Here is an 11,713-nt window from a genome sequence, read left to right on the forward strand (position 1 = left end):
TTTTTTAGAGTTAACAAAGAGCTTGAAGGACATTATACTACAATTTATTTCAGAAGTAATTTTACTGTACAAATCATTCAAAAGCTGAATTACTTCCGCTTATCCCCAGCCTTTGTGTCAAAAGCAATCAAGTTAAACAGTTCTCGCATTCGGCTACGAACTCGGTTACCGTAGCGTTCTTCCAACTCTTCAGCATTTAGATTTGTTGTAGCGTGTGTTTTAATTTTATGTTTGGTTTGTAAATACAACTCGTATCGAGACAAGAGCACTTCGCCCATCACATTAAGATCCTTCCCGTAGAACCGTCCAGCAGGTTCCACGCCCAAATCATCAAAACAGTAGAATTTAGTATTGCCGTATTCTTCAACAGTTTTAAAACCAAGATGGTTAAAACTGAAAGTTACATTTCGGCAGGGAATCATTTCGTAAGTTCGTTGCAATGGCACCAAATGTCGCAGTAATTTCATAAAGCTGGTCTTTCCGCATCCAACGGGTCCAGAAAGCAAAATGCCTTTGTCAATGTCAATACCGTAAGTCTCACAGTTGTCTTTGTCTTTGATGAAGTAGGAACAGAGCTTCAGCAAAATGTCTTTGTCTTCATCATAGATCCTAAACTTTTCGCCAAACAACAGCTTGCCTTTGGCATTCAGATAAATCAATATTTTTGGAAAATCGTAGAGTACACTTTTACCATCAAATTTTCCGAGCGAATATTCCACGCCACCTTCGGTTATTTTAGAGGGGTTGTCCATAATCTTTGTTTTTAGTGGTTCGCAAGTTGTCCTTAATTTGGGACACTTGTTTTTTGTTTGGTTTGTTTTCCTCGTCAAATATTTCGGTTCTGTCCATCCAGTTGATGGCTACGGCTCGCCAATCTCTGATTTCTTTTCCATCGCCTGTTTGCCAATTTCGGGTTTGGTAATGCTCATAGAATTTTTTTGCTTCATCAGCATCAAAACCTTTTTCTTCAAAAAAAATAAAAACGGCCTGCCAGCCCTTTGGCTGTTTTATATTGTTTTCTTGTTTGTTATTGTTTATAGTAGATACCAATGCTTGTCCACCTATGGGACGGTGCGAGTCCACAGCTTGTCCATTTGTGGGATGGTGGTGTCCCTCAAGCGGTACACCTCTGGGATGGTACTGTTCCGCAAGCTGTTCTAATATGGGATTGTACTGCCCCACAACTGGTTCATCACTTGTCCCAATAATGGCCATCTTGATTTTGCTGCCTTTGTAGGGATTGTTGGAAGGGAAATAGGTTAAATATTGCCAAGAATCTAACTCGACGATACATCTATGATAAGTTGATTTAGAACCTATTTTTGCACAGCGCATCAAATCCCTACGGTTCACATAGAATTCATCCAAAAACCGACAACTGTTCCATTCTTGGAACAGCGCCATATACAGACTGATATGCGTTGGGTTAAGACGGTCATCAAAATAGAACTTCTCAAAAGCCGCATTAAGTAGCTTTATGTAGTTCATAGCTTAAGAATTTAGACCGTGGTGCACACGGTTGGCATCCATAACTTTTTGAATTTCCTCTGTATCATAGTAGATAATACCACCCACTTTTGTGTATGGCAATGTGCCATTGATGCGAAGATTTTGCAATGTGCCAGGACTTACCTGAAGCAAGTCCATAACCTCAGAAGATTTGAGGTATTTTTTGAGTTTCCCGCTGGCTTGTCTGGTCAATAATTGTTTGATGTCATCGAGCAATTCCATTTTGAATTCCCGAAGGTCGTCTGTGGTAATAATACTTGTCGGCATAATAGAATGGTTTTAATGGAAAGGGACTATTTGGTTTATGATTTTAAATGATAGTCCCTGACCTGATTTGACTTTCGTTCTACAAATTTGAATAGGTTTATTGGATTTTATTCCCCAGTACGACCGAACTACGGTCAAAATTTAACATCTTGAAATTTTATGGATTTTGTAGTGTTTTGGTACTTCTAAAGTAGAAAATGTGTCTTAAATCACACTAAATTATATGAAGAGTGCTTCCAAAACCAAAAGACCGTAGGTTAACCGTACTACGGTCTTTTATTAAGAGAAAAATTTTACTCTATTCCTCGCTTTTGTCCATTTCTATGAGTAGTGATGTAGAGAGTTCGTCGAGAAAAAGTGTTCTACTGTTTTTCCTGTTTTTGATATCGTGATAGGTTTTGTAGATGTCCTTTGGCTCAATATCAAAAAGCTGTTGCAATTTTTTGGAAACCTGCATTATGGCTTGATTGTCCTGTTTACCTAATCCCTTTGAGCATAGCGCATATACCAATTCTACGTAATCTGTATTCGAAAATGGCCAATGCATCTTTTCTATTTTCTTAACGCCATTTAGTTTGCCGTTCAATCCTTTCCGAATACGATGCTTTTTTTCATCCAAGTAAACCACCAACAAATCATAAGCTATGTATTTGCCAAGCAGCATATCTCGTGGTGTGCAAAACTCTGGGTCTTGAAAATAGAATTTTGAAGTTGTGATATGGAATGTTTCGAGGTAATCTCGTGTGTAATATTCCTTATCGAAATGGGTAGCACCGGAATTTACATAACGCCCAAAATCGATATTGTAGAGGAAGAACCGATTGATTTTGCTGATTTTCTTCTTAATCGATTTTAGTTGGGCATCCTTATCGCCCTTGGGAAGCTGAATCTCAAAAGAATGTATTTCTGAAAAGTATATCAGTTTAATGAGTGGAACTTGCTTAGTGGTCTTGAAGAAATTTATTTCATCTTGAATCGTCTTAAATTTCGTCTCAATTATTTCTTTTTTGTAGGCACTCAGTAATTTGCGGCAGGCTTTTATGGAGCTATAAGCACTTTCTAAAATGCTTCCATTATGAATTTTAATTTCATCCAGATCCTTCAATAGTTGTTTTGATAGTAATTGCGAATTCATAAGCAGGAACTTTTAAGTAATAAACCATAGATATTGGATTTAGTTGATGTCATAGTTCTGCAAAATGATTTAAATGAAAGTCACGGGTCATAAAATTTGTGGCTCATTGGTATATTTTAGGGAACTCTTACTAAAGTAACTTTACTTCGTAATTGTACAAGGAAAACGTACCGTATATAATTACGGAATAGTCCGTATTTTTCTACGTATTATTTGTGAAGCATTGCAAATAGTCGGTTCTCTATAGAATTAAATTTGCTTACATTTTCTTTCTAAACCGCTTCAAAAATTCACGCCTGTTTTTTACACCTGTCTTTTTGAAGATATTTGATGCGTGTTTTGAAACGGTACTTTCGGCAATGAACAAATCTTTAGCAATATTTCTGTAGCTTAGATTACTTAAAATTGACAAAGCCACTTCAATTTCTCTTCTAGTCAAATCCTCATAGATAATCTTGCGCTCTACCGATTCGTCCCGTTGTTTCTTCTTCAAGGCAAAGACTTCATACATTCGGTTATTGTTTTCTATGAAATACAAATACCTATCTGCTTCAATAGCGGTTATGGCAAAAAAAGCCAAATTCATTACAGTAAATGTTATCCATTGATAATCACCTATAACTGTGCAAATGGGCAACAAAGCAATACTCGAAATGCTTACCATTGAAAGTTTATTTCGTCTTAGTATAAAAGGATTTGGATTGCTGGGATTCGATATTCGACGGTAGAAAATAAATAGAAAAATAAACGCGATAACTGATATTGGTATGGTAAAAAGAAAGCGTGCAGAATTAAGAGAATTTGTCAGAAAATAGGGGATTAAAAATTGTATTATAAAACTCACGCTTGCGAGTATAGCAAGGTTTCTTATAGATGAATTGAATTTTAGAACAACAATATCATATTCTTTATAAAGGTAATAAACGATATAGACACACAATGCTATGGCAACGCCATACGTGATAATGTACTGTAGAATAAATGGGCCTGGAAAGTTGTCAATTGGAAAGAAACCGCCAGTTGCATTATAAACAATAAATAGGATTCCGAGGTAGAGGAAACGTCTTAAACTACTGCGCGTTTTCTTTCTTGAAAAGTAGAGTGTAAACAATACTATGAACGTATCTATTAATAGATAGAAAAAAGTTGTCCAATGTATCGATGTGCCAAACATTTATTCTACTTCTCATTGCGGTCAAACTTGTTAGTTTCTAAATTTTTGGAAACATTATTCCAATTAAAAATTTGTCCGTTCATAGCAATATAAACATCCGGTTTTAGAAACTGTAATGAGCTAATTGCATACCCTAAATTAAACGGTGCATCTGTATCTGCAGATGAACCTAAAATGAAAGACCCAACCAAAACGATTGTCTTATTCAAATTGAGTTTTCCTATATATTTTGCGGTATCTTCCATTGTGAAAGTGCCGTGGGTAATCAGTATCTTAGTCGCATTAGTTTCCTTAATCTTGCTCGCCAATAGCTTTCTGTCATCATCTGTTATAGCACGACTGTCTTTTTTGAAGACGATTTCGATATTATAATGAAAATTGACATTTGCCTTATCCAAAAAATACTTAAAACCTACATTGGATGAAGTAATGCCACCGTCATCAATATAGTCCAACCCTTCGATTGTACCGCCAGTTGTGAGAATGTGAATCATAGATTTAGACTTCTTATCACTTATAAAGATAACTGAAATATTTTAAGGACGGTTTTCAAAAACTGACAACGCTATCCAAAGCATCATCAGCATCTTTGTGGATGAAATTGGCTTGGTAGCGTATAGTGGTTGTTACGGACGAATGACGATATAATTTCTGTAACATTTGAATTGGGATTTTATCGCCAGATATATTTCCAAAACTATGTCTAGCAATGTGCATACTGATGTTTTTATTTATGCCTAATTGTTTTGCAGCAATTTTTAATCTTCTATTTAAGTTTCTGGTTATCGATTGAGTGCGCTTCGTAACTTCTTCAGAATCGCTGAGATTTGCACTTTTCAATTGCGGAAATACAAGACCATCATAAGAAGAGTCTTCCCTATATAAATTAAAAATTCCTATAGCTTTATCTGGTATTTTAAGAGAAACAAGTTTGCTGTTTTTGTTCATACGATAGAGTAGGCGGCCATCATTTAAATCTGACCATTTTAACTTTAATACGTCACCCACTCTAATACCAGCAAAGTAAAAACTCACAAGCCACAAATGAATTGCCTTTTGCTGAGCTTCGGTAATCCCTTCGGCATTTTCGAGGATTTGAATTTCATCTGTCGTAAAACCAATTTTTTGAGATTCAGGTATTCTAATGATCATTTTACCTTTGCCGAATGGATAAAGGCCTCTTTCTGTAATTGACTCAGAAATAGCTAAATTGAATATGGTTCTAATAAGGATAAGATAGTTTACTACTGTCCTTGGCGAAAGCTTCTTATGATGTAGAAGATAGGTTTCAAATTTTTTGAGAACAGTAACATTCAACTTATTGAAGGGAAATGAATCCTTTCCAAGAAATTCTTTGAATCTTTTAAGTCTACCAAATTCAGTATCATATTGATGGTGTTTGTTTCTATTTTTAAGATTTTGAAGGTGCATTTCTGCAACTGCGAAAAAATCAAGTCCTTTTGTAACTACAATTTTGTTTTTTATTTCTGAAACAGTCTGATATTCAGAATTCATTTCAGATTTTATGACCTTATCGTTTGCTTCTGCAACCTTGGTGGTTATAAAATTGTTCAATACATTAGAATTAGGGTGAGATTTGCGAACATTCCGGTTGATGCTATCCCAATATTTTTCCTCAATATATTGACCCGTATTTAGATAAGAGCTTTTACGGTCTTTTGTAATCCTAATTGCAATAGGAAGCAATCCAGCTTTGTTTTTCTTTTTCCTTAATACTACTCTTACTGTTGCCATAATAAAAAAATATTTAGATTATAAAGATAATAATTTTAGGTACAACATAGGTACAACATTTGTAGGTTTTGTTTAATATCAGATGACATTAAACTTTATGAATTAGATTGTACACCATTGATTTACATAGGTTTTATGTTAGTATAATATAGTAGTGTCAAAAACTCATAACCCGAAGGTCACTGGTTCGAGTCCAGTTCCCGCTACTAGTAAAACCTCTCAGGAAACTGAGAGGTTTTTTTATGCGTTATTTTCAGCTTTTCAGTTAATTCTAGATTTGTACTGCGGTCAGTTCTCAAAAGCAAAATTCATATTTCTTTGTTGATCATTGCCAAATACATTTCTAAGGTATTGAGGATCTTTTCTCTGAAATTATAGCGTCCTAATTTTGACAAAATATTATTTTACTCAACATTTGTTCCAGTAGTATTTGATGGCTCTAGTGCGGATCTTCTAGATAATGTTTGATAATACTAATCCAGATATTTGAGCTGAGTTTTAATTAAAATCCACCTCACAATTCACGTGAACTATCTCATGATTTTTTCTAGAATACATGATAAAATGAACTTTTTATTTTCGTGCCGTTTAAAGTCAATTATTAGAATTTTATCAAATAAATATTCTACGACTAAAAACATGATCAATCGATTAAAACCCATTTCGAGCACTAAAACCATCTATTATATCTAGGTCATTGATTTTAAACCTACATTTATATCACTTAATCAGAATGTTAAATTAGATGATGTTTTCAAAGAGATATCTCATTATTTTATTCCTCGCTATCGTGTCTACTGTATATGCGCAAAACGGTGTTGGAATAGGTACCACCAATCCTAGAAAAACTTTAGAAGTCGCAGGTGATGTTAATATTTCGGAAGCAATTGAGATAGTTCAAATTGATAACCTCTCAGATGAGAATACTTCGACTTTTCTAATTCAAGATGACAGCTTTAAAATAAAAGCATTAGATGTCAGTAATCCTACCGGTGCAGCATTGGGTTACATACAGGAGTATGTCATTTATAATCCTAACGAAGACTGGGTTTTAGATTTTGATACTGGAATAAGTTCAACTGACTTTGTCTTGAATACTATATCAGCATATTATGATAGAGAACTGGATATAAGCCAATATTCATCAATCCCATACTATTCTGCCTTTATTAGGAATGGTACTTGGCATATTATAGCTGATTTCCCTACTGCAAATAATGTAGATGAAAATGAATTGGGCACCTGGACAATATCAACGCTTATTTATTCGAGAGATTTGTCAAAACAATTGGGAACCGTGGAAGTGCTAATGGATGGAAAAAACGCTGGAGCCGCTGCGAATGCTATAATCAAATAACAGGTATGAAGAATACATTATTTATATTTCTACTTTGTTTTCAGACCACCTTTTTGTTTAGTCAGGTTGGTATAGGCACTGAGGTGCCAGAAGCAGATTTGCATGTCAATGGTTCGATGCTGGTTACAGAAGAATTTCAGTTAGGAACACTACCAGTCGTAAATAGTACTGACGAGAATTTTAAGCTTCTTACTAGAGTTGCTAACTCTACTCCTGTGGGGGAAATCACAGTCCTGGATGTAGATGGTCTTACAGTAGCACCTATCAATGTTATAAATTATGAATTCAATGATTTGAGTAGTGACAATCTTACAGATCTTGATTTAGGATATGATACGACCAGATATATTGTTGGTGTATCTAATTTTCAGTATATAGGTGCTCCAGTCGTAAAGAGAGACATTGTAAATTCCACGCGAAAATCCATAGGAGCTTTTGTGGTACGCACCTTCATCGATCCAGCAACAAAAACCTGGCATATTGAGATAGGCAATCGCTTTCTAGACATAGACACCAATAGTTCTGGAGTTGTAAATTACAAGGTAACCCTTATCATTTATGATAGATCTTATTTTAAAAACCTTGACCCTATAGAGACCAATTTGAACGGAAGGAACACTGGAACTGCATCATCAACTCCTAATCTTATAAACTAGTTGCAATGAGATTAAAAGCTTATCTAACGCCTTTTTTACTAATAACTACTTTTGTTGGTCTGGGACAAGTGGGTATAAACAATACATCGCCTACAGCTGCTCTTGATGTAATTGGAAATGTCAAAGTGAATGAAAAGCTTTTTATGGAAAATCCAGGCGATTTTAATAAAATAAGAGGATCAAAACTTCTGATACAGAAGACCGATAAATCAATTGTACAGTATGATATCGATCAAAGTAAATATGGTCCTATAAATTATGCGCAACTTATATTTAAAAAGACAGGCAGGGAAGGTGTTCAAAATTATAACACAAAAATATCTACTACAGATTACTCAGTAACTGTACAAGGTTTTTACTTTAGGGAATTTAGTTCAAATTCGACTAATGTATTGTCTTTCAGTACTGCTGGAGATGATTTCGTAGAAGGTTTTCAAGCTTATGCCTATAAAAATAATACTACCGATACCTGGTGGGTTAAAGCCTTTATAAACAATGGATATTTTAGAACCAGTGCAAAAGATAGTACGTTTGTAGATATCTATATGAATTTGATCATATTTAGGAACGGTTTAATTGCCAAACCCAAAAATAATGTAATTATAAGTATGGGAGGAGCAACTACTAAAACTGTTGCTCCACCCGCAGGTTTCAAATAATCATTTTCCAACTCGTATTTTAAGAATACCAGAGAAGGTCTTTTTGTTTAGTAACAAATATGGAATTTGTCGTTTATCAAGAGTGATGTCTAGACATATTTAGTGAAGATGTAAAATAGTAATGAAGTTTGCAATGTTCAACAAATAATAATTGCAAGTTCTAGCATTTTTCTCTGAATTACTTGTGCATTTAGGTCTTTTAAATATCGCTTTCGCGAAAGCGAAACATCTATTAGATGAAAGAGCAATTAAATTCGCTCAAATACAATAGGCTTTCCTGTCAAAAAGTGTTTTTTAAAATCCAAAAGTTATTTTAATTAACAGATGTTAAAACAAAGAATGAGAATAAAAATTGGAATTTCTTTTAATCGGTTTAATATATCGACAAGCGAAAGTATTTGCAAGGCATTATCATTGTGCTATTTTTGCAAGGTATAGTGGGCCTATCGTCCACCACGCAATGTTACTAAAGTTAGGGGATTAGTATCAGCTGCATTTTTATTGTTTTTTGCTAGTAGGTGAGCTCCCCTATGTTTAGTGCTATTGAATCATTTAATCAATTAGTCAATGAGCAACTCTACTATTGTAAAAAATTCTTCTTTACAGTTTTTACTCGTATTTATTTTTGGTCTTGTATCGCTATCTGCGTGGGGCCAATCTCGTTCTTGTTTGAGGGAGAATTGTTATGATATTATTTCTTTTGCTTCAAAGCCTGTCATTGTTAATGGAGGGGCACCCGGTGCAGTGGAGACTATTTACAGCTTCAAAAATGCTGTAGCTGCTGTTAATGATAGGCCTGCACTTGATGTTTTAGTTGAGATATTGGAGCTAAATAATACATTGATAGTAGATTTCGATGTTGCCAACGATGGTCTAAAAAGAGCATTTCAACCACGGATAACAACATCGGATAGTGGTGAAACCAGTGCTAAATTCCAAATAACTTTAGTAGAATCAGGTGTAACGGATCCAAATAATCCTATTCAAGGGATATGTTTTTATGCCACACCATTTGATATTGATGGAAGCAAACCTAGAAATGGAGATATCAATGAATTTGCAGAATTATCGTTGACTGATGTTTACACTCAATCCGCAAACACGGAAATCGCAGTAACAAAAACAGGATCTATAGTACGTGGAATGAATATAAATGCTAGTTCTGCTCCTGTAGAGCCTATTGATGAGAACCCTCGTTTTACTTTCAGTAATTATTATGAAAATAAAAGTTCATTTACCTATAAGATTGGTAAAGTTGGTGATGGTACTCAAAATAATAGATTTTTTGCGCTTGTATTAGAACGAGCAAAATATGTAAACCCAGTCTCTGTTTTTATTACTCAACCTTTATTGTGTGGTTCAGTGCTTAGTGATGATGGAAGTCCTTTATCTGGTGTTACAGTAACATTAGAGCGTCCAGATGGTTCGATCACATCAACGGTAACTGGTGCCGATGGTGCTTATCAATTTGCAGCTGATAGAGATGCCACTCAAAGTTTTGAAACATTTATTATTAGAGAAATCAACCCAACTCAAATAGGCAACAGTAATTTTGCTGTAGCATCTGTTTCAGACGTAGATGGAGCTAATGATGATGTTATTACAGTAATAGTTAGGGAAGCTTCTATTGTAAATAATAATTTTATTGACGGTATTGATTTTGATAGGGATGGTGTTGCAGACTCCGTTGATCTTGATGATGATAACGATGGAATTACAGATATTGATGAAGGAGGGAATAATGCTAATGCAAACGTTAACGGTTTGCCTAATAGAATTAATTACGATTCTGATGGTGACGGTTGTACTGATGTAATAGAAGGTGGGTTTCAAGATCCAGATGGAGATGGTAAGATTGGCCCTGCAGCAATAACAGTGAACGCGTTGGGACTTGTAACTAGTGGTGGTGGTCAAACCGTCAATGGGGCTGGAAATAATTATAATGTTCGCCCTAGGGATGGTGATAATAATCAGACATCAGATGCTAGAGAAGCGGGTACTAATATTACAATAAGAACTCAAGATCAGCCTCAAAATGACACTGCCTTTAGACCAGGAAACGCGAATGCGACTTTTTCAGTAACTGCAGCAGGCAGTAGTAATTTGATCTACCAATGGCAAGTAAGCAATGGTTCAACCTTTACTAACATTAGTGATGGAACACGATATAGTGGAGCTACGACAAATACATTGACGGTCAACAATGCACCTGCAAGCTTTAATGGGAATCTATACAGGGTAGTCGTGACTAGTTCATCCTTTGCCTGTGCAAATACCATAAGTAATGCAGCCATTTTAACGGTAGGATCTACACTTGCAATTACAAAAGCAGATACAGGAGGACCTTTCAATACGGCTGGACAAGTAATAACTTATAATGTAATAGTTACTAATACTGGTAACTCTACGATTACAGGAATTAATTTAACAGATAACAACGGTACGCTTAGTAGAACGACAATCGCTACTCTTGCTGCAGGCGCTTCTGTTTCTTTAACATCTGAACATATAGTCACTCAGGCAGAGCTTAATGTTGGTCAAGTATTAAATCAAATAACCGGTACAGGTACTAATCCTACAGGGGATACGATTTCTGATCTTTCAGATGATCCAGGTGTAAATGCGAATGTTGATGCTAATGGTAATGGCAACCCTGATGATGTTACTGTCACTCCTTTAGCGATCACTGATGCTATTGCTATCATAAAGACCGCAGATTTTACAGATTCTGGTAGTGGGATTCCTGCAAATGACAATGATGGTTTCGCACAAGTGGGTGAAGTTATAAACTACAGCTTTAGAGTCCAAAATGTAGGAAATACCGATTTGACTAATGTTCGTGTCACTGACCCACTACTAAATAGTCCTAATGGAACATTGACAGGATCTCCTTTAGGCTCCTTGAACTCTAGAGATTTCAGCACTGCAGTTTCGGGCACATATAGATTACAACAATCCGATATCGAAGCAGGAAGAGTAACCAATCAAGCAACTGCAATTGGTACACCATCAGCTGGTCGCCCAAATGTTAGGGATGAGTCTGGATCTGCGAATAATCTTAACGATCCAACAGTGACTGTCTTGAATGACGACAATGGTATAGCGGTCATAAAGACTGGTGTCTTCAATGATGAGAACGGAGATGGGAACGCCCAGTTGGGTGAGACGATCAGTTACAGTTTTACGGTGACCAATACGGGA

The 11,713-nt window shown here is 35.6% G+C and carries 11 protein-coding genes; 4 read left to right on the top strand and 7 right to left on the bottom strand.

All coding sequences use genetic code 11. From position 1 onward, the window contains the following. Positions 1 to 89: 89 nt before the first annotated feature. The 7 genes from IQ282_RS01425 to IQ282_RS01455 form a co-directional block, all read right to left on the bottom strand. Positions 90 to 752, bottom strand: a complete 663-nt coding sequence (locus tag IQ282_RS01425; protein ID WP_194850159.1) for an ATPase — start codon at positions 750 to 752, stop codon at positions 90 to 92. After that, the gene (locus tag IQ282_RS01430) at positions 736 to 1,488 is read right to left on the bottom strand and encodes a hypothetical protein (RefSeq protein WP_194850160.1); all 753 of its coding nucleotides are present in this window, start codon (positions 1,486 to 1,488) and stop codon (positions 736 to 738) included. The genes IQ282_RS01425 and IQ282_RS01430 overlap by 17 nt, the downstream gene beginning before the upstream one ends. A gap of 3 nt (positions 1,489 to 1,491) precedes the next feature. Continuing rightward, positions 1,492 to 1,776, bottom strand: a complete 285-nt coding sequence (locus IQ282_RS01435) for a helix-turn-helix domain-containing protein (protein WP_047550478.1) — start codon at positions 1,774 to 1,776, stop codon at positions 1,492 to 1,494. A gap of 298 nt (positions 1,777 to 2,074) precedes the next feature. Beyond that, the gene (locus IQ282_RS01440; protein ID WP_194850161.1) at positions 2,075 to 2,911 is read right to left on the bottom strand and encodes an RteC domain-containing protein; all 837 of its coding nucleotides are present in this window, start codon (positions 2,909 to 2,911) and stop codon (positions 2,075 to 2,077) included. A gap of 259 nt (positions 2,912 to 3,170) precedes the next feature. After that, positions 3,171 to 3,497: a response regulator transcription factor gene (locus tag IQ282_RS14920; RefSeq protein ID WP_228547179.1), complete on the bottom strand. Its 327-nt coding sequence runs from the start codon at positions 3,495 to 3,497 to the stop codon at positions 3,171 to 3,173. A gap of 593 nt (positions 3,498 to 4,090) precedes the next feature. Beyond that, a complete protein-coding gene (locus tag IQ282_RS01450) occupies positions 4,091 to 4,579 on the bottom strand; it encodes an asparaginase domain-containing protein (RefSeq protein ID WP_194850163.1) in 489 nt (162 codons plus the stop codon). Between the two features lie 55 nt (positions 4,580 to 4,634). Then, on the bottom strand, positions 4,635 to 5,840 hold the full coding sequence (locus tag IQ282_RS01455; protein WP_194850164.1) for a site-specific integrase: 1,206 nt from the start codon (positions 5,838 to 5,840) through the stop codon (positions 4,635 to 4,637). Positions 5,841 to 6,630: 790 nt separating this feature from the next. On the opposite strand from IQ282_RS01455, the gene IQ282_RS01460 reads away from it, so the two are divergent. The 4 genes from IQ282_RS01460 to IQ282_RS01475 form a co-directional block, all read left to right on the top strand. After that, the gene (locus IQ282_RS01460) at positions 6,631 to 7,197 is read left to right on the top strand and encodes a hypothetical protein (protein ID WP_194850165.1); all 567 of its coding nucleotides are present in this window, start codon (positions 6,631 to 6,633) and stop codon (positions 7,195 to 7,197) included. 5 nt (positions 7,198 to 7,202) lie between these two features. Further along, positions 7,203 to 7,853: a hypothetical protein gene (locus IQ282_RS01465; protein WP_194850166.1), complete on the top strand. Its 651-nt coding sequence runs from the start codon at positions 7,203 to 7,205 to the stop codon at positions 7,851 to 7,853. 5 nt (positions 7,854 to 7,858) lie between these two features. Then, a complete protein-coding gene (locus tag IQ282_RS01470) occupies positions 7,859 to 8,512 on the top strand; it encodes a hypothetical protein (RefSeq protein ID WP_194850167.1) in 654 nt (217 codons plus the stop codon). Positions 8,513 to 9,079: 567 nt separating this feature from the next. Further along, positions 9,080 to 11,713: DUF7507 domain-containing protein (locus IQ282_RS01475; protein ID WP_194850168.1), on the top strand; the 2,634-nt coding region annotated here is incomplete at its 3' end.

The sequence above is a fragment of the Nonlabens antarcticus genome (assembly GCF_015356755.1).
Taxonomy (GTDB): Bacteria; Bacteroidota; Bacteroidia; order Flavobacteriales; family Flavobacteriaceae; genus Nonlabens; species Nonlabens antarcticus.

Excerpts from the sequence above, each read along its gene's own strand:
- IQ282_RS01450 (WP_194850163.1), bottom strand. The coding sequence starts at position 4,579 with ATGATTCACATTCTCACAACTGGCGGTACAATCGAAGGGTTGGACTAT.
- IQ282_RS01435 (WP_047550478.1), bottom strand. The coding sequence starts at position 1,776 with ATGCCGACAAGTATTATTACCACAGACGACCTTCGGGAATTCAAAATG.
- IQ282_RS01425 (WP_194850159.1), bottom strand. The coding sequence starts at position 752 with ATGGACAACCCCTCTAAAATAACCGAAGGTGGCGTGGAATATTCGCTC.
- IQ282_RS01465 (WP_194850166.1), top strand. The coding sequence starts at position 7,203 with ATGAAGAATACATTATTTATATTTCTACTTTGTTTTCAGACCACCTTT.
- IQ282_RS14920 (WP_228547179.1), bottom strand. The coding sequence starts at position 3,497 with ATGAATTTGGCTTTTTTTGCCATAACCGCTATTGAAGCAGATAGGTAT.
- IQ282_RS01430 (WP_194850160.1), bottom strand. The coding sequence starts at position 1,488 with ATGAACTACATAAAGCTACTTAATGCGGCTTTTGAGAAGTTCTATTTT.
- IQ282_RS01440 (WP_194850161.1), bottom strand. The coding sequence starts at position 2,911 with ATGAATTCGCAATTACTATCAAAACAACTATTGAAGGATCTGGATGAA.
- IQ282_RS01455 (WP_194850164.1), bottom strand. The coding sequence starts at position 5,840 with ATGGCAACAGTAAGAGTAGTATTAAGGAAAAAGAAAAACAAAGCTGGA.
- IQ282_RS01470 (WP_194850167.1), top strand. The coding sequence starts at position 7,859 with ATGAGATTAAAAGCTTATCTAACGCCTTTTTTACTAATAACTACTTTT.